This is a genomic window from Thioclava sp. F36-6 (assembly GCF_002020305.1).
Classification (GTDB): Bacteria; Pseudomonadota; Alphaproteobacteria; order Rhodobacterales; family Rhodobacteraceae; genus Thioclava; species Thioclava sediminum.
Genome location: NZ_MPZX01000002.1, coordinates 797,629 through 814,289 on the forward strand (window position 1 = coordinate 797,629; position 16,661 = coordinate 814,289).

At 61.1% G+C, this 16,661-nt stretch carries 25 protein-coding genes; 5 read left to right on the forward strand and 20 right to left on the reverse strand.

What is annotated here, in order from left to right; all coding sequences use genetic code 11:
• Position 1: 1 nt before the first annotated feature.
• The 18 genes from BMI88_RS10860 to BMI88_RS10950 form a co-directional block, all read right to left on the reverse strand.
• Positions 2-439: an HK97 gp10 family phage protein gene (locus tag BMI88_RS10860; RefSeq protein WP_078548556.1), complete on the reverse strand. Its 438-nt coding sequence runs from the start codon at positions 437-439 to the stop codon at positions 2-4.
• 3 nt (positions 440-442) lie between these two features.
• On the reverse strand, positions 443-847 hold the full coding sequence (locus tag BMI88_RS10865) for a DUF3168 domain-containing protein (RefSeq protein ID WP_078548559.1): 405 nt from the start codon (positions 845-847) through the stop codon (positions 443-445).
• Complete coding sequence (locus BMI88_RS10870; RefSeq protein ID WP_281480212.1) at positions 844-1,221, reverse strand: head-tail adaptor protein; 378 nt, start codon at positions 1,219-1,221, stop codon at positions 844-846. The genes BMI88_RS10865 and BMI88_RS10870 overlap by 4 nt, the downstream gene beginning before the upstream one ends.
• A complete protein-coding gene (locus BMI88_RS10875) occupies positions 1,182-1,469 on the reverse strand; it encodes a head-tail connector protein (protein WP_078548564.1) in 288 nt (95 codons plus the stop codon). Before BMI88_RS10875 ends, BMI88_RS10870 begins: the two co-directional genes overlap by 40 nt.
• Positions 1,470-1,487: 18 nt before the next feature.
• On the reverse strand, positions 1,488-1,973 hold the full coding sequence (locus BMI88_RS10880; protein WP_078548567.1) for a hypothetical protein: 486 nt from the start codon (positions 1,971-1,973) through the stop codon (positions 1,488-1,490).
• Positions 1,974-2,041: 68 nt separating this feature from the next.
• A complete protein-coding gene (locus BMI88_RS10885; protein ID WP_078548570.1) occupies positions 2,042-3,346 on the reverse strand; it encodes a phage major capsid protein in 1,305 nt (434 codons plus the stop codon).
• An 11-nt stretch (positions 3,347-3,357) separates the two neighbouring features.
• Positions 3,358-4,206, reverse strand: a complete 849-nt coding sequence (locus tag BMI88_RS10890) for a head maturation protease, ClpP-related (RefSeq protein WP_078548573.1) — start codon at positions 4,204-4,206, stop codon at positions 3,358-3,360.
• A complete protein-coding gene (locus BMI88_RS10895) occupies positions 4,203-5,366 on the reverse strand; it encodes a phage portal protein (RefSeq protein WP_246831863.1) in 1,164 nt (387 codons plus the stop codon). The genes BMI88_RS10890 and BMI88_RS10895 overlap by 4 nt, the downstream gene beginning before the upstream one ends.
• 65 nt (positions 5,367-5,431) lie before the next feature.
• Complete coding sequence (locus BMI88_RS10900; RefSeq protein WP_078548578.1) at positions 5,432-7,147, reverse strand: terminase large subunit; 1,716 nt, start codon at positions 7,145-7,147, stop codon at positions 5,432-5,434.
• Positions 7,147-7,536: a hypothetical protein gene (locus tag BMI88_RS10905; RefSeq protein WP_078548580.1), complete on the reverse strand. Its 390-nt coding sequence runs from the start codon at positions 7,534-7,536 to the stop codon at positions 7,147-7,149. Before BMI88_RS10905 ends, BMI88_RS10900 begins: the two co-directional genes overlap by 1 nt.
• 715 nt (positions 7,537-8,251) lie before the next feature.
• Positions 8,252-8,962: a hypothetical protein gene (locus tag BMI88_RS10915; protein WP_246831864.1), complete on the reverse strand. Its 711-nt coding sequence runs from the start codon at positions 8,960-8,962 to the stop codon at positions 8,252-8,254.
• Positions 8,959-9,417: a hypothetical protein gene (locus tag BMI88_RS10920; RefSeq protein ID WP_246831865.1), complete on the reverse strand. Its 459-nt coding sequence runs from the start codon at positions 9,415-9,417 to the stop codon at positions 8,959-8,961. Before BMI88_RS10920 ends, BMI88_RS10915 begins: the two co-directional genes overlap by 4 nt.
• A 281-nt stretch (positions 9,418-9,698) precedes the next feature.
• Positions 9,699-10,337, reverse strand: a complete 639-nt coding sequence (locus tag BMI88_RS10925) for a hypothetical protein (protein WP_146673547.1) — start codon at positions 10,335-10,337, stop codon at positions 9,699-9,701.
• Complete coding sequence (locus BMI88_RS10930) at positions 10,334-10,567, reverse strand: hypothetical protein (protein WP_078548587.1); 234 nt, start codon at positions 10,565-10,567, stop codon at positions 10,334-10,336. The genes BMI88_RS10925 and BMI88_RS10930 overlap by 4 nt, the downstream gene beginning before the upstream one ends.
• Positions 10,567-10,785, reverse strand: a complete 219-nt coding sequence (locus BMI88_RS10935) for a hypothetical protein (RefSeq protein ID WP_078548589.1) — start codon at positions 10,783-10,785, stop codon at positions 10,567-10,569. The genes BMI88_RS10930 and BMI88_RS10935 overlap by 1 nt, the downstream gene beginning before the upstream one ends.
• The gene (locus BMI88_RS10940) at positions 10,782-11,570 is read right to left on the reverse strand and encodes a hypothetical protein (protein WP_078548591.1); all 789 of its coding nucleotides are present in this window, start codon (positions 11,568-11,570) and stop codon (positions 10,782-10,784) included. Before BMI88_RS10940 ends, BMI88_RS10935 begins: the two co-directional genes overlap by 4 nt.
• The gene (locus tag BMI88_RS10945; RefSeq protein ID WP_078548594.1) at positions 11,570-12,079 is read right to left on the reverse strand and encodes a DUF1937 family protein; all 510 of its coding nucleotides are present in this window, start codon (positions 12,077-12,079) and stop codon (positions 11,570-11,572) included. Before BMI88_RS10945 ends, BMI88_RS10940 begins: the two co-directional genes overlap by 1 nt.
• The gene (locus BMI88_RS10950) at positions 12,076-12,396 is read right to left on the reverse strand and encodes a hypothetical protein (protein WP_078548596.1); all 321 of its coding nucleotides are present in this window, start codon (positions 12,394-12,396) and stop codon (positions 12,076-12,078) included. The genes BMI88_RS10945 and BMI88_RS10950 overlap by 4 nt, the downstream gene beginning before the upstream one ends.
• A gap of 536 nt (positions 12,397-12,932) precedes the next feature.
• On the opposite strand from BMI88_RS10950, the gene BMI88_RS10955 reads away from it, so the two are divergent.
• Positions 12,933-13,262, forward strand: a complete 330-nt coding sequence (locus tag BMI88_RS10955) for a hypothetical protein (protein WP_078548598.1) — start codon at positions 12,933-12,935, stop codon at positions 13,260-13,262.
• 69 nt (positions 13,263-13,331) lie between these two features.
• Here BMI88_RS10955 and BMI88_RS19570 read toward each other — a convergent pair whose 3' ends face one another.
• Positions 13,332-13,682 (reverse strand): hypothetical protein, encoded by a 351-nt coding sequence (locus tag BMI88_RS19570; RefSeq protein ID WP_146673548.1) that lies wholly within the window; start codon positions 13,680-13,682, stop codon positions 13,332-13,334.
• A gap of 1 nt (position 13,683) precedes the next feature.
• Positions 13,684-13,989: a hypothetical protein gene (locus BMI88_RS10965; protein ID WP_078548604.1), complete on the reverse strand. Its 306-nt coding sequence runs from the start codon at positions 13,987-13,989 to the stop codon at positions 13,684-13,686.
• Between the two features lie 16 nt (positions 13,990-14,005).
• Between BMI88_RS10965 and BMI88_RS19830 the strand changes: the two genes are divergently transcribed.
• The 4 genes from BMI88_RS19830 (at position 14,006) to BMI88_RS10990 (ending at position 16,653) form a co-directional block, all read left to right on the forward strand.
• Positions 14,006-14,407 carry a helix-turn-helix transcriptional regulator gene (locus BMI88_RS19830; protein ID WP_210402028.1) on the forward strand — a complete coding sequence of 134 codons (402 nt, stop codon included), beginning with the start codon at positions 14,006-14,008 and terminating at the stop codon, positions 14,405-14,407.
• A gap of 528 nt (positions 14,408-14,935) precedes the next feature.
• On the forward strand, positions 14,936-15,151 hold the full coding sequence (locus BMI88_RS10980; RefSeq protein ID WP_078548616.1) for a hypothetical protein: 216 nt from the start codon (positions 14,936-14,938) through the stop codon (positions 15,149-15,151).
• 30 nt (positions 15,152-15,181) lie between these two features.
• Positions 15,182-15,610, forward strand: coding sequence for a hypothetical protein (locus tag BMI88_RS10985; protein ID WP_078548620.1), 429 nt, complete (start codon positions 15,182-15,184; stop codon positions 15,608-15,610).
• A gap of 17 nt (positions 15,611-15,627) precedes the next feature.
• A complete protein-coding gene (locus BMI88_RS10990) occupies positions 15,628-16,653 on the forward strand; it encodes a DUF2303 family protein (RefSeq protein WP_078548623.1) in 1,026 nt (341 codons plus the stop codon).
• Positions 16,654-16,661: the final 8 nt, after the last annotated feature.

Consider the following 16,661-nt stretch of genomic DNA (forward strand, 5'->3'; position numbering starts at 1 on the left):
GTTAGATGCCCTTGATAGCCTTGTTGATCTCGCGGGTTACGCGGGACTTCACGCGCCGCTTCTTGGCGCGGTAAACTGGAAAGAAATACGGATGAGCGGCGATCCGGCCGCGATACCAGCCCTGCTTTGTGCGGCGCTCAGACGTGCCGAACTCGAACCATCGTGCAACCGCCGGGAAATTCCCGTCTGCAGTTGTGGCGGTCGCGTAAATCGTGATGCGCAAAGACTGCCCAGGCTCACTGTAGCTTCCGAGCGTGATCGACCCTTTAGGAGCCTCTCCCCACGTCCAGCCAACCTGAATTTCCGGAATCGGCTTGGTCTTGTTCATGTCCGCGACAAGCTCTGCCGCTCCCTTCTCGAGCGCAGTCTGGGCGGCGAGCCGAACGGCCTTGGGTATGGCACCCCATCTTTTGTTGAACTCGTTGAGGCCCTGAACCATCCGTCAGCCCTCGGTGATCGCCTTGAGCGAAACGATCCCGTGCGCGACCTGCTCGTCAGGATCGCTGATCACGCGCGTGCTTTCGATCTCGACCAGCACAAGCGCGACCGGATCAGCCAGCACCAGAGCGGCGTTGTGGAGCGCCTTCTTCACCGCCGCGCAGATCACCTTGGCGCCGCGCTTCGACCCGCCTTCCTGAGTCCAGACATCGATCTGCAGATAGTTCTCTTCTCCGTCGATGCACTCCACGTCGTCCGTGACCGCCTGCGACGGGCCGAGCGTGATGTAAGGGTAACCGACACCGCCCGGTGCATTGTCATAAACGCGATCGCCAACCAGCGCCGAAACACCAGCATCAGCGAGCAGGGCAGCCACAGCTGCGTCCTGCAGGGCTACGTCCGGGCTCATGCCGCTTTCCCTCCTTCGACGACCACATAGACCCACATCGGGTCCGTGATGGCGTCGACCTCGATAACCGCATAGGCCGTGTCAGCCCGGTGCAGATCGATCATCCGGTGATCCGTGGTGATCGCGCGTGCTGCCACGCAGGAGCGGATCTTGACCTTGTAGATTGGTCGGCCCTCGATCCGGGCCGCTTCGACCACTTCGCTGCCGCGCTGATAGATCAGCTGCGCTCGGCAGTCGTGATGGCGCTGCCAAGTCGGCGACACGACACCGCCGGGGCCGACCGTCGAACCAGGGGAATCGAACGCTACACGCTGATCAAGCGCCCCTGCCCTAGTCAACTGAACACCCGGTAAGTCGAGAGCAGCTGTTTCCATCCCATAGGAACTTCGGTGATGCTCGAAGCCGAAGCTGTCTCCCGGAAACGATACATGTTCGCTGCGTGCTGCATGATTGCTACCTCGATCGGCTTCGGAAGGCCGTCTGGGTACTCAGTCGCGAAATCGCGCCGGAGGTAACGCTCCGCATGCATCGTGGCCGCAGAGAGCATCCGATCCAGTTCAAGATCGTCGTCGGGAAAGTCGATCTTGAGATGCGTTTTCAGGTCGGACACCTGCAAAGCCATGCGGAGCGCTCCCTACCGTTATTTCTTGCCGTCTTGCTTCGGCTTCAGGTCGTCCTTTTCGGCGACCAGTGCCTGCAGCTCGTCGATCTTTGCTTTCTGCTCGGCGGCCTGCGCGATCACATCATCGCGCTGCTTCTCAGCGTCTTCGAGCGCCGACGTCAGCTCGGAGATCTTGGCGTCGCGCTCGGTCACCTTCGCGACCTCAGCATCACGCTGCTCTTCCGTCGTTTTCAGAGCACCAGTCATTGCCTCGAATTGCGCCGAAAGCTCATCAGCATCCTCGCTGAGCGTGGGCGATCCATCCTCAAGGTCGAGCGACACCATCTTGGTGGCGAGCTTCTTCGCTTCCGCCGCACTGACCTTCTTCATCGCGGGGTTATCTCCCCCGGTGTGGGCTGCGACCACGGAACGAGCCGCCTGGTTCTTTTCGTCGATCGCATACACGACACCGCGACGGAGGGTTCCGATCTTGGTATGCCGCGTCGATTTCACATGAACGAACATGTCAGTCTCCTTTTCAGTGAGAAAGCGGCGCGATCATCTGACCGCGCCGCTACGCTCTGCTACGTCGATCAGACGAAGGTGAAGTCGCCCTGCACCATCGCCAGCGGACGCTTGTTCGCCATAGCAGCGCGCTTGCGCGCTTTCATGGTGACCATGTCCTCGATGAAGTTCGTGCCGTGCTCGGTCGAGAACAGAACTTCGACTTCCGAACGATCGTAGTAAGTCGCCGCCATCGCGAGATCCCCGACCAGCCATTCGCCCGATGACATCGAGGCCGTGTCGACCACATCCTTGCCCCAGAGCATCGGCGTGTTGCCGGTTGCGGGGTTGCCCCAGACGTAGCGGTTGTCCGTGCCCGACACCTTGAGCAGTTCGATCGCAGCCCAGTCGAGGGGGTTCAGCAGCATAGCCGAAGCGATGTAGTCTTCGAGGGTCACCTGCAGGATGCCGAGCCGCAGACGATCGATCCGCGTTGCGTTCGGAAGGCCAGCAGCTGCAACGAAGGCCGGAGCGTTGGTCAGCAGCCCCGAGAGATTTTCTCCGGTGCCGTCGCCCGCGAGGATCTGGTTTTCTTCTTCGAGATCGAGACCGTAGCGAAGCTCACCATCGATCTCGGTCTGAAGCTGATCGGCGTCAGCCAAGGCCTCTTCGGAAACATGGGTGACGTGGCCGATCTTCTTGACCTGCGCCGTCGCCTTGTCCCAACCGTAGGTCGAAGCCTGGTAAGTCCCTTCCTCCGCAACCGGAGCGGCCGCGTTGGTGCGAACCACCTGCTTTCGGTAGGTCACCAGATCGGACGAGGTGCGCCCCTGCGTGAGCAGCTGACGAACCAGCAGCCGGCGGCGCGGCATACGGACGGGTTCACGTTCTTCGTCGTGGAAGATCAGCCCACCGCCGGAACCCGCAGCGGTCGTGATGGCATTGTTCACCGTGAGGGCAATCGTGCCGCCATTGAAGGCCTTGATCTTGTCGTGGCTCTCAAGCACTGCCTGACCCAGCGACTTCACACCGCCAGCTTTGTTACCCGGGAGACCATCGGCGATCTGTTGAGCGATATCGAGGTGCTTTTGATTCACACCCTCAAGCTCGTCGGTCAGCTTTTTGACAGCATTGTGGAGCTCGGTCTGCTGCGTCAGCAGTTTGTCGGCCGCCTCCTTGGTTTCCGCCGAGACTTCGCCCGCCTTCTTGGCTTCGCTCAGCGCGTTCTCGGCGGTCTTCTTGGTCTCGCCGTTGATCTGGTCGAGCTGCTGGCTGACCTTCTTCAGCATCGCTTCGGTATCGAGCGTTTCATTCCGCACGCCACCGATCACTGCAACCGGGACATGCGCCTGCATTGCCGCCAAGTGAATGGCGGGCATCATGAGCTTTTTCATTGTCGTGTTCCTCAGAGAGTTTTCAGTTTGTCGAGCGCAGACTGCGCCCAGTCGCTAACGGCAGCGCCAGACTTGCCGGTCGGGGCAGCGCCAGACTTGCCCCCCTTTGCCGCGGCGAGAAGTTCCCGCCGTTCGGATTTCGTAGCCCTCACCCCGTTCGCGAGCAGCATGTCGAGCTTCTTCAGCGCAGCATGGCCAGCGCCCGCACTGTTGGAAGGTGAGGCGTCGATCTGATCGGAGTTCAGAAGATCGTCGGCGAAACCCTGTTCGACCGCAGCATCGCCGCCAATCCAGGTCTCTTTGTCGAGCATCGCGCCGAGCTTCTTCTCATCGATACCGGTTCGCGCTGCGTAGATGCTGACGGCGGCTGCGTCGAAGGGCTCAAGCCAATCCGCGACCTCGCGAAAAGCATGGCGATCTCCGGCGGCGAGCACCCAGGTATTGTGGATCATCAGGAAGCTCGCACGGGCCATCAGGATCTGATCGCCAGCCATTGCGATGACCGAAGCGGCCGATGCTGCCATCCCGAGCACATGAACGGTGACTTCCCCGTTGTGCTCACGCAGAAGATTGTAGATCGCCAGCCCCTCGAAGAAGTCCCCACCCGGGCTATTGATGTTCACCGTGACAGGCCCATCCCCCATCGCGCGCAGCGCACCGGCGATCCGCTTGGCGGTAATGCCGTCGCCCCACATGTCAGCACCGATCACATCGAGAACGGAGATCGTGCGCTCAGAATCGGAGCTGCTCGCCGCCGCGCGAATATCCGGGTTCCAGCGCTTCGCGGCCACTTCACCGACATGCGACTTCACGCCAGGATGGACGGGCACATTTGCTTTCGGGAGATTGCGCATCGTCATTGGTTCGTGTCCTTTCCAAGGTCTCCGAGCGGCGCGAGCGCGGTCTGTGCCAGCAACTCATTCGCGTTGGGATCAGAATGCGGCGGGAGGTCCAACTTCGCACGGCGTTCATTGGCGGTCATTGTGCCCGACTGGCCCATCTTCGACAGGAACTCAGCCTTCGATTTGCTATCCATCTGCAGCATTGCTTCGCGATTGAACTTGAAGAACCACTTGCCACGCTTCTCGGCGGGAATGATGTCTCGGTTCAGCCGAGCCTCGATCCGCGTCAAGAGCGGGTTGATCCCCAGCGTTAGCCAGGACAGCATGATCGCCTCAATCCCGCTCCCCCACATCGTCTGCCCCTGCGCCGCGTGGCCGATGATGATCGGCGGCACTCCGAACCAGCGGCACACATCCTCAACCTGAAACTGGCGTGTCGCGAGAAGCTGCGCATCCTCCGGGTTCATTTGAACCTGCTTGAAATCGAACCCAGCCTCGAGAGTCATCATCTTGCCAGCGCGGCGCGATCCAGCGAAGGCTTGCATCATGTCCTGCACCTGCTGGCGCTGTTCAGCGTCGAGCGTCTGCTCCGACATCAGAAAGCCTGCCATCATCATCATATTCGAGAACACGCTTCCCGCAGTTTCATCTGCCGCGAGAGCAGCGCCGATTGAATTGGCGCCGTATTTGATCGCAGACAAACCGATCCCGGTACCCGGGTCAAAGCTGCGAAGATGCAGAACCTTCTCCGAAGGAAGCTTCTCGCGTTTGCCGCGGTCATAAAACTCGTAGACCACCTTTCCGGACTGATCGAGATAGGGCGTAAGCCCCGGGAGCGGCTTGAGCCCGACCAAGTTGCGCCCCACGAATTGGCGCTCCGCGACAGCATTTCCGCGCATCGTCAGATGCGCCACCATCCCGTCCCAGAACTCGACGTTCGTCTGCACCGAATTCGGGCTCGATCCGACGATCGAGGCGATGTCATGATCCACTTCGCGCCGTGCATCCGGACCGCTGCGCTCAAAGAGCTTGAGCGGCAGCGAGGAAACGACCTGCGATGTGACCTTGACGCAGTCCCACACGGCAGAGACCTGCAAAGCGGAATCTGCCGAGACATTCTTTCCCGCTGCCGAGCTATAACCAACTGTCGGAAGCGACTGCGCGGTGGTGGTGCTCACCCAGCCACTTTGACCGACGGCCAGCTCCTGGCGAACGCCTCGAATGGCTGCTTTGATCAATCGCTTCATACCACCATCACCGGGTTAGACAGGAAGTCGCGCAGGTCGTTTCTTTTCGCGGCCACTGGATTCCAGCTCATCAGCATGACCGAGTTGAAGAGCGCCATGAGCGGGTCGATCTTTGCCGATCCGCTCTGAGCCTTCGTTACGATCACCGCATTCCCGCGCGCTTCGGTCTTTGCGTTACTCACGCACCAGGTCATGAGACGCTGGTTGCAATGAACGAATGTTCCATTCTTCAGCTTGACCGGCGCGGTCTTGATCGCCGCGTTCAGCTTGTAGCCTTGGCTGATCGGGCAGATCATCGACATTTCGAAGTCTGCCTCGACGAGTGCGTCGATGATCGACCCGACCCCTTCCGGGTCCATCCCGATCCCACGTTCCTCAGGTAGCAACCCCGCCTCGCGCAACCGCGTGCAGATCTCGACGATCTGCGGGTTAGCTTCGTCCTCGATATTGTCGACGAGCGTCAGCTGGCCGATCTGCTCGAGCTTCGTCAGTTCCGGAGCGACGACTTGGCGCAGACGCAGGACGTCGCGATCCGCCCAGGCGCGCCCCCAGTGCTGCCACTTCTTCGTTTCTGAATGCCGGCCGAGCACCGAAAGCCCCAGAAGATCGTCGAGACCGCCACCATCGATCCCAACGACACAGACCTCAGATGTCTCGATCACGTCGTCGAGCGACATCTCGCGCCCGGCCTTCTCCCAGTAATCAGCGCCGACCCAGCGGCCGCTGCCGAGACCGATCCCGATCTGCACGTTCAAGTGCTGGGACGCGAACAGCGCCAAGGCCTCGGGCCCGTCGCTTTCCGCTTCGATCATCTTGTCGCGCAGATAGTCGAGCGATACCGACCGCTCCAAGTTCGGATTGACCAGCCCCCAGGTCTTCTGGTCGCGCCATGCTTCCGCTTCGATCATCTTCTTCGGCAGCTCGTAGAGAACCGCCAGCACCGGCAGGTCGAGCTTCCCATCGCGCACATCGCGGGCCCGCTGCAGCTCTTTCTCAAACTGCCCGGTTGGCCGATCCTTCGACTGCGTCGTGATCTGCAGCATGAAACCTTCGGGCCGCGAGGCAAGACCTCCGCGCAGCTCGATGAAGATGTCCGGTGCCTTGTGCTTGCTCGCGAGAACGTGCGTCTCATCGACCAAGATGTAGGTGGCCTTCGATCCCGTCACGACATCGCCGTCAGCCGACAGGATCATGATGACCGCGTTCGTTGTCCGGTGGGTGATCTCCTTCAGATTGCTCTGAACATGAAACAGCGTGGTGAGCTGCGGATCGAGCGCGATGATGCCCTTTGCCTGCTTGAACGCGATGCTCGCGATTTTCTGCGTCGGCGCGATCAGGATCAGCTCCGCCTGCGGGCGCTCATTCAGGATCGCTGCCGTCACGATGATCGCCGCAGCGATCGCCGACTTCCCGTTCTTCTTGGGGATGAGCAGGAAGAACTCCCGCAACATCCGTTTCTTGGTCTCCGGATCGTAGCTCCCGAAGATCACCCGCACGAGGTCGAAGACCCATTCCTCGCAGACTTCGCCATAGGTCGGCGTGCCGATCAGGTCCGGCACGCGCAGCCGCTTGAAGATCCGCAGCGCCTTCTCCGCCACCTCATCGAAGAGCGGCAGGTCCGGAATAAGCGAGCGGCCTCCCCGGATCCGATCTTCCCAGTCCGGAACGGCTGTCGACCAATCGTCCCGGCAGAGATCGAGCGCGCCGTCCATCAGTTCCGATACCCCGGGCTCAAGTCATCGCCCCAATTGCCTTGGGCATCCCCGGAGACGAGATCATTCGCCGCGCGCCGCTGAGCCTCCTTTTTTCCCACCACTTCCGGCTCGTCCTTTTCGTCCGGCAGGTCGCGAAGCTTGCGCTCGATCTCAAGCGCTTCATCTTCTCCGATCAACTGCCGGAGCTGGCGGACCGCGCCCATGTCGCCTTTCTCCAGAGCCTTTCGAACTGTTGATGCGAACAGCGCCAGCTTGAGGCGATCCGGGAACTCACTGCGCTCCCGAAGCATCGGCCCAAAATTCCGCTTGAGCGTCGAGAGACCGACGCCGAGCACATCGGCGAGCCGCTGATTTGACCAGCCCTTCATCAGGCCCGCTTCCAGCATGTCGACGTCTTTTTCAGTCAGCTCTTTGGAAGGCCGCCCACGGCGCCCCTTACCGGCTCTCACGGGGTTACCGAATAGGTCTCTTTCACGAGGATCGTTCAAAATTCCGCCCTCCCCAGAAAAAAACGTGCGGATGAGGGGTCGGCGGGTCTGGGCGCGGAGCCCCGCTGGACTTTTGACCCACCCCCCGCCTGCGGCCGGTCGGAACCAACCGCGCGCGGCGGTCGGCCTCGCGGCGCTATCCGTGGAGGCCAGCCGCCTCCTCGCGTTGCTTGTGAATGTCGTGGCACCTCTTGCAGAGGCACTGCAGGTTCCCTTCGTCCCAGAAGAGAGCCGGGTCACCTCTATGAGGTATCTTGTGGTCGGCGACCGATTGACCCTTTCCGATCGCTAGCTCATCGCACCGGGCGCAGGTGAAGTTCGCCGCGACGCGAACCTTCAAGCTCAGTTTCTGCCAGCGCGAAGTCGAGTACCACGCGCGCCACGGCGATACCTCACGGCGTCGCACCGTTCGGCTCACCGATGCATCTCCTGTTGGGCTCGAAGTGGTGAAGCGCGACGGCGCCTTACCCAATCGCGACGGCAGCCCTCGACCTGCAAGCTTCCCCATGCATGTCTCGCTGATCTACCACTGAAACGAAGAACGCCCGGCAGCGGGATCTCCGCTCCGGGCGCACGTGTTGCAGTGGCAAGATGTCAACAGCTCTAGATTTCGTCAAGAACTTTCTGCTCGCCACGGATGAAGCGGCGGCATCTCATCGGTGATTTTGATACCGGAAAGAACACCGGTCAGCCTCAGATGCGCACCGATCTCCAGCAGCGCCCCCCACCATTGAAGATAGTTGCGCCGGGCCGCTGCGATGGTTCGAGCGGTCGGGGTGTAGATCACGGGGCAATACCGCACTGGATCATGGACAACGACGCCCTTTCGGTTCCTACGAGGCACAGCCTTCCACCCTGCTGACCCGAGATCTGCAGCGTCCGCCGTCGCTGCTCCGCCGCCGTGTCGGTTTCCCTTCCATTCTGCCGCGACACAGCGTGGCCGAGCATCTTTCATCCAGTCAGGCCGCATCCCGACCCGCGCAAGCTCAGCCACCTGCAGCGCCATCTTTCGACCGCCGGAACCTTCCGACAGAGCGGCGACCTGTGACGAGATCATCTGCGCGTCATCGTGCGGCTCCGAGTACCCGCCACCGTCGACCCGGCACCCGAGCCGCCCGCGCTTCATCAATGTCCAAACCGAATCCGCGCTGCCGCCACCGGCATAGCTGTCAGGGTCTCGCTCTTCCGCGAAATCGATGCCGGATCGCTCTGTTGCGAACGCCCAGACCAACGCATCCTCGATCGCCAGCTCGCGCATTCCGCGCCCAACCCCGACCGCCGCGAGAGCTACCGATGCCTGCGAGAAGTCCAAAACTTTTGTCATTGCGAGCCACCTGCATTGGACCACTCTTCGCACCGAGAAATCACCTCACGCCGCCGATCTCGCCACTGTGCTTCCTGAGGCGTCACCTCGCGACCGGCCATCAAGCGTCGCTCGATATCTTCCAGCCTCACGATGCTGTCGCGCGCTCTGCTCTGCGCCTGGTCGACGATGTAGGAACCGGGCCAACGACGGTGCTTCTTGATCTCTGCGAGCAGCTCTGGAGCGAACCCGCCATCAAGCGCGCGCCGACCGATATCATGAGCGAAAACCTTGCGCATCAGCGGCGATCCGTCGTCTCGCGGCGGTTCGATCTCCGCAGCCCATTTGAGCAGATCGTTCGCGATGGGCAGCCGATCCCGCCCCTTGCCGCCGGGCTGAGCTGCCGCACATTCTTCGAGCGCGTCGAGACCAGCCTCGGTCATATATGCCAGCCGCGCGCAGAGATCGCGGATCATCTCGTCATACTGTGCCCGCGTCAGCGTCGAGGGCTTCACCAACCCGCGGCGCTCAAGCGGAAGCACGAGGTGCTCCCTGACCCGCTTCTCTCCGGCTTCCTGATCTGCGCTGTCCATGGCTCAGGCTCCTTTTCTCAGCACTTATCCACATCTCAGCCCGCGTTCCGGTGCGATCTCTGGCGCGGACTGTCCCTCTGTCTTTTCTATTTCTCTGTCTTTTCCCTATCGTGCGGGACAGTCTGAGATTGTCCGAGACTGTCTCGAACTGTCCCCGGGACACTTCAGGACATTGTTCGGCGGTTCTTCATGTTGAGGGCGAGCATGTGATCGGACCACGCCGCCATGGCGCGCTCGACCCATTGCGAGGTGCGGTATTCGCATCCTTGCTCTTGCAGCCACTGATACATGAAACGGATCGCGGCATCGTTCTTCGCCAGCTCGGCGTGATATCCAGCTATGACGCTGCGCAGCCGCTGAATGCGCTTCTTTGCGTTGGCTGCCTCGTTCCGCGCGCGGTTGTCTTCCTTGCGGGAAATTGCCTCGGTCAGCGTGCGCAGAACCATCGGATGCATCAGCCGGACCTCACCGCCCTCGACGATGCATTGCGACCACTTGTGCAGCGGCCCGAAGTCGAGACGACACAGAGAACGGAAATGCGCAGCATCCACGAACAGCAGCTTCGCGAGCAGCTCCATGTCGAGCGGCAGCGTCCCGATCGGCGACTGGTCATAGGAGATATTGATCAGGTCGAAGTAATAGGCCCGGCACTCTGCCGTTGCTTTGAGACGCATGTCGCTGTTTAGCCAACGGCGGCGCTCCCAAACCATGAAGTAATGGCTATCGAGCCGATCTTCCGACCCGAGCGGGTATTCCGGAAGCTCTCCCGAATCCACCAACGTCATCGCAGCAAACTCGGTCATTCGCTCACCTCGCGCGCGGTAAGCTCGGACTCGACCGCATTGGCAAGCGCGCGTAGCTGCGCAGGCATCTCGGCACGAGGGAAGTCATTCCAGAGGACCGGCCGCGCATCACCGAGGTCGCGCAGGATCACCAGCGACACACCCGCCTCGCCTCGCGATAGGCGCGCGATGCAGTCTCCAAGAGGCAGCTCTCGCAGCGCGTCTTTCCGGATCACCCGGGCGCCAGCCATCACCAGTACCCCGCTGCGACAGCTTCGAGCGGCTCACCGCTCTGCGTCGTGTCCGCGTGTCGAATGTCATTTGTGATCCGCAGAACTGACCCGCGCGCCATCCCGAAGCGCGGTGCGATCGCGGACGCCGGAAACCCTTTGCAGCGGAGTGCGAGCATCTGCAGGTCGCGCTCATCGTCGGCGCGATCCAACGTATGCGTGCCACGGTAAGGCATCATGCAGCCCTCCGCTTCGTTTTCCCACTCGCCTCAAGCCTCGAGAGCACCGAGCTCACCGTCTCTTCCGCACGGCCAGTGCAGGCCGAGATCTCGGAGACTGACATTCCTGCCCGCCACGCACGAAACCACACCATGTGGCGCGCCCGAACGAGAACAGCTTTGCGGCACCGGCCGAGGATCGCGTGGCGCGATAGCCCCGTGAGTTGGCGCTGGAATGAGAGTGCCGCCTCGAAACGCGTGTCGACAGGCAATGCATCGACCTCGATCTCACCAACACGCTTCTTTTCAGCTGCTGCAGCAGCCGCGTCCTCCGCATCGCGCTCACGCTTCAGGCGCACAGCAGCATGCACTGCCTTCCAGAGAGCAGAGTGGCGCCCGAGCTTCTTTGCATGGGCGATGTAACCAGGGGAGAACCCAAGCGCCCGATCGGCAGCGGCATGGGAGCTGAACGTGATACCGGAGATCGTGATCGGCATAGCCCGCGAGACGCCGTATCGCTGCGGCAGCCCGATCTGGTCGATGCGGCCATCGTTCAGCGCCTTCCAGATCGCGCCCGGCGTCACGCCGAACTCTTTCGCGGCGGCTCGGGCGTTGGGGTAATCCACGCCCCTGATCCGGATCGGCATAGCCTTCGCCGACGGGCCCAAACCAATCTTGTCTGCGCGCCCGCGGCGCAGCATCAACCGGACGTTTTCCGTTGAGACACCGAGCGCGCGCGCGGCGTCAGCCGTGGTGGCGTATCTGACGCCTCTGATCTCGAAATCTGTCCATACGCGCGCGCCCATCAGCATACCTCCGCAACCGGCGAGGCGATCAGGCAGACCGGCACATTCCGTTCAAGCGCCCAGCACGCTTCACGCCAGACCCCGATCGAGCGATCCCAGCCCGAAATCGGCGGCACGGCGAACACGGCAGCATCGCGCATCAGAGGCAAACACCACGCCGACCAGAAGTTATCATCGAGCGGGTCTGGCCCCTGCCCGAGATCAATCCCAACCTCGCAGATCGCAGTCGAAAGGATCACAGGAGACACCGCGCTCGCGCCCTCCTGCGCTAAGCGCCACGACCAAAGAGCGGCAGCAGACGCGGCCTGCCGACCGAGCCAGCGATCGAACCTGCCATCCGCATTGGTCACTTCGCGGCGGTATGGGGTCGCTAGATAGACCGATCGACCGGAGCCGAGCCCCGCAACCTCAGGGACGCTCACGCCGGGCCGCAGAAGCTTCGAGCCATCAAAGAGGCCCTGAAGGGCCGACCAATCTGGGGCCTCATGCTGAATTCCGGCGCAGGTCATGCGGTTACCCCAGCATCCTGCAAAGCGATCACCGCGCCCGAGGTAGACAGCTCGAAGATCCGAAGATCTCCATTGGCTTCGCCGCCGCTCCCGCGCTGCACCCAACCGGCCGCGCGCAGGTGAGACAGCACCTCAGCAGCGAGCACCCGTTGTGCCGCCGGGAGACAGGTGACGAATTCGCCATAGGTCAGCGCAACAGGTATGAGTTTGCCGCTGCGCCGGCGCAGGAAATGCGCCAGAGCTGGGCGCCTGGTCGCAGGGTCTGGCGCGCGCGCCAGCACAGCACCACCGATCACTTTGGATGCGAGCGCATTCATTGGAGGCACCCCGATGTCGAAGACTGTGAAAAGGCGGGCGAGGCGAACCCCGCCCGCAGGTCCAACAAGGAAGGCCGTGCTTTTCCCCGCACGGAAGGGATCCGCACGCGGCGGGACATGTGGGGCCCCTGCCCCGCCGCGTGATCTCGGCACTCGGAGGAGAAGCGCGCCGAAATGGAAATGGGCGCCGGGGAATTCCGGGCGTCACCGCCCCCGGCTACGATGTTACCTGCGTTGTGGGGCCGCTCGCCCGGAATGGGTGCGGGGGCTTTCCGACCGTGACCGCCCCCCGCTACGGCTCGCAACCCATGGCTCCATAGGCCGGCCGGAAAGAAAAGGACGCGCGGTGCGAGCAAGCCCCGCGCGCCAGTTGAGCCCGTGCGGGCGGCAGTGAACACAGGTTTCGAACCCCGCACATGGCATATTTCGAAAGGTTTTGACGCTGCGCTAGTTTTGCGCATGCTGAATAGGCACTCGACCGGAGCACCACCTCCGGCCGAGCAATCCACCCGGTCACATTGGAAAGGACCAACCGAATGGAAACCCTGTTTGGCAAGGTCGCAGGCGATCTTGCCGCCCTCGTGAGCGAGAAATGGTATGCCGGAATGGGACTGATCGGGCTTTTGATTTTTATGTGGGTTCTCGTAATCGGAACCCCGCACGACGACGTGCTGATTGGACTGATTGCAGGCGTGATGATCGGATTTGGCTTTGGCGAAGCGGAAACGCGAACCTTTCGGCAGATCGTTGGAAGCGACTTTAAGATCACCGGACCCGCCAGAAAGATTACCGTCGTCAGCGTCTTGCTTTACATTTCCGGCACGGCCTGTTTGATCGCTGCGATCTGGCGCGCAATGACCCTTTGAGAAAGAGTGCTTCCGCGCTTTCTCCAGCCCGTTTGCAATCAGAAGATCAACCCCACACCGGCGCATAGTTCACGCCTCGTCCATGAAGCGCGCGAACGCCTCGGGCCAGGTAATCGCCGCCAGCGCCACCTTATCGCCAGAGGGCCGGTTCGTGCCGTCCCACCAATTGCATGCGGTCTGGAACGTAACGCCAAACGCCGACGCGACATCCTCACGCGAGCCGAACAAATGACGGATAAGCGCCGACCAGCGGTCGAGAAACGCCACGCGATAGGGCAATGGGTCAACGCGCCAACCATGCGCCCGACGATGCGCTTCGCGGCCTCTGCCGCGACCGTCGAACGGATTGGGGTGGGACTTTTGCGTCGCGCCTTTGGCAGGCTGCGGAGATGAGACGGAAACGAGACGAGGTTTGGTCATGTCAGGAAGCCTTTTGCGAAGTTTCAAAGGCAGGCATCTCGCAACCTTGCGGCCAGTTTTCTTGAAACCAGATCACTGCGGCATTGAAGCGCCGAAGCGTGATATCGGCTCCAGATCGAATAGCGGTAAGCTTCTTGCTGTCTCTGAATACGCGGTACGACACAGTCGTATCCTCCACGACTCCAGCGCATCGTTTGTAGTCATCCGCCAACTGGATAAGGTACTCGATAGTCTGCATTCCATACTGATGCAGATTTTTTACCGCTTCGTCAACGGTGTTCTTACCGCTAACCGCAGCAATCGTCATGCATCATAATTACCGCATGAAGATGAGCGACATCTTAGCGCGCATCGATGCGCGCCGCGAAGAATTGGGGCTGAGCGAGAATGCTCTTTCCCTTGAGGCAGGCTTGTCGCGCGATGCGATCCGGAACTGGAGACGCCGCGTCGAAAAAGGCGACCAAAAGGCTGGACTAACTGTCACCGCGTTGGCGGGCATATCGCGCCGCCTTGGCGTATCTGAAACCTGGTTGTTGCACGGAACCAATCTATCAGGCACCGCCGAGCAACGAGCAGCAAGCATCTCGGAAGCTTATCAAAACCTACCGGACGAACTTAAGTCTCAGCTGGATTCTTACCTTCAGTTTCTTGAGCAGCGCGTTCATGAGCATCGCGCAGCTCAGGCTCGGAAGGTTGTTGAGGAAGATTATGACGTTGAATACTGATAAGCACAAACAACCGATCCTGCATCACGGCCGGTAAACTCGCAGCCCTACGGCCGAATTCATCCGAATTCATAATCCTCCCCCCACAAACCGGCAGCAGCCGTTTCGGCAGCTAATAAGCACTAATCTTATAACCTTACGCCACTTGCCCAAAGGATGCGCCGCGCCAAAAGCCAGCGCAATCCCTCAATTCACACAGCCCCAATTGGGGGGATTGATAACCGCAAGGAGACAGCTTCGAACCTTCGCAGAGATTCGTTGTGCATATTTTTTACCGCATACTTCTTGAATGCGGTTTCTTTACCGCATACCTTTCCTCTATCGCAACCCGATGGAGGCATCCATGCACACCCTCACGACGAACTGGGCAAAGACCCTCGTGACCGACCCGGCCCGCGCTGCCGCTACCAGCAAGAAGGCTCGCGAGTCCGCGTGGCTCAGCCTCATGCACGAGCGCGGGAAGCGCTGTCGCTATAGCTGGAATTTCAGCGACCGCGTTTCCCGCCACGGTGGCCCAGGAGACGCAGCATGACCAACAGCTATGACCACCTGCGCGACCAATTCATCCGCGATGAAACGGCCAAGGCGGAACGGCAGGACGCCGAGTTCTTCTCAGCGCAGGAAAACCTGAACCGCAACGCGATCCGCGCTGATCGCATGCGGCAGGCCATGCGGCCAGGACTGGCATTCGCTGCTCTGGCGGCACTGCTCATTGGCGCCGCGCTGATCTTCAGCTTCGCCTGAAAACGACCACCAAACGAAAAGGAAGCCCACATGATGGCGCGCAAGAAAGACACGAGCCGCGAAGCGGCGATCTCTTCACCGCATGATCCGTTCAAGATGCGCTCGATCGAGCAAATCCTGATGCTCTTCGACGGTGGCGGCTTCCTCACTGAAATCATGGATGGCCATCAGGAGTTGATGCAGGACTTGCTCGAACACAATGCCGAGCACGGGCCGAAGGGCTGCAGCGGATCGATGACGATCCAGCTGAGCTACGCAGTTGGCAATGCGGGCGATGTCGGCATGGGCGCGACTGTCACTTTCAAGGCTCCGAAGAAACCGCCGAGCAGCGCCTCCGCGTACATCAACGAGAACGGCGAGCTCACGCTCTACAGCCCGATGATGGCACGCATGCAGCAACCCGTTCGCGACGTGCCTCCACACGATCCCGAGACCGGCGAAATCCGCGACATCGACTAACCAGAGGAAAATCAGGCATGACCATGACAGACCATGAATTGCAGCTGCACGGCGAGAACGTCGCCGCCACCATGCGCGACGTGATGGAGAAGCTCGGGGCGACCGAGGCGATCAGCGACCCGCGCTCCGACGATCAGGCTGGCGAGACAAAAGCTTTTGACCTGACGGCCGCACATCTCGTTTCCGTGCCAGAGCACCGCAAGATCGAAGACCTCACCCGCCTTCACCGTGAAGCGGCGGAGTTCCTGAAACCCTCCCGCCGGAAAGGAACGGCGCGGCTCGCCAATCTCCAATCGCTCATCACCTGGGCCGAGCGATTCAAAGGGGAAAACAGCGTACTCTATGCGAACCCGAACATGCAGCAGCCGACGCTCAGCTGCATCGCGGATTACCACGAGGCGGGCCCTTCCTCGCCTCTCTCGCCCACGGGCGACCCCAAGGCACGGCATTGCCATCATCGCGCGGTTTATGACTTCCCGCTCTCCGACGAATGGAAGGCCTGGACGGGCATTTCTGGCGAGCCGATCGAGAAGGACACGCTTGGCGAGTTCATCGAAGCGCAAGCGAAGGACGTGATGGATCCGACGCCGGCCATCATCGCGAACCGCATCAGCGACGATAACGAGCCGTGGGAAAATCGCCTGATCGAAACTGCCCAGAAGATCGAGGGGCGGTTCGGGCAGCTCACGCAGCTTCTCGCGATGTCTAAGCAGTTCCAGGTCTTCGAAACCAGCAACCTCAAGATCCAGACCAATCGCGACACCGGCGAACAGGAAGTGCAATTCCTATCGGAGCACAAAACGCCGGAAGGAAAGCCGCTGGCAGTGCCGAACCTGATCATCATCGCCATCCCGGTCTTCGAAGGCGGCGCCCCCTACCGGATGCCGGTTCGCTTCCGCTACCGCAAAGTCGGCGGCAGCGTTCGCTTCATCCTCTCGATCTACAATCCTGAGAAAGCCTTCAAGGCAGCCTTTGAAGAGGCGACGACCGAAGCCACCGAAGCTACGAGCCTCCCCCTCTTTTTCGGCACGCCCGAAGCGTGATGCCTCTT